1 protein-coding gene is annotated in these 534 nt (G+C 60.5%); it reads left to right on the forward strand.

Annotated features, from left to right (window positions below):
* Positions 1 to 15: 15 nt before the first annotated feature.
* Positions 16 to 534, forward strand: a 519-nt coding sequence (locus tag ACXJKJ_RS31965) for an extracellular solute-binding protein (RefSeq protein ID WP_457395755.1), incomplete at its 3' end; no start/stop codon positions are given.

Here is a 534-nt window from a genome sequence, read left to right on the forward strand (position 1 = left end):
CCTGTGGAGAGTCCGATGAAGCTGCGAATCCTCACCCTCGGCATTGCCGTATCCGTACTCAGCGCCTGTGGCGGCGGCAAGTCCGACGACGACAGCAAGGTGCTGAACGTCTACAACTACAGCGATTACATCGCCGAAGACACCATCCCCAACTTCGAGAAGGCCACCGGCACCAAGGTGACCTACGATGTGTTCGACAGCGATGAGATGGTGGAAACCAAGCTCCTGGCCGGCAACAGCGGCTACGACGTGGTGGTGCCGACGCTGAATTTCTTCGGCCGCCAGATCAAGGCCGGGGTGTTCCTGCCGCTGGACAAGAGCAAGATCCCGAACCTGGCCAACCTCGACCCGGACGTGATGAAGCGCATCGCCCAGCAGGACCCGGGCAACCAGTACGGCGTGCCGTACATGATCGGCACCACCGGCATCGGCTACAACGTGGAACTGCTCAAGCAGCGTTTCGGCGGCAGCACCGACATCGCCAACAGCTGGGATCTGATCTTCAAGCCCGAGAACATCGCCAAGATGAAGGAC

The sequence above is a fragment of the Roseateles sp. P5_E1 genome (assembly GCF_054049335.1).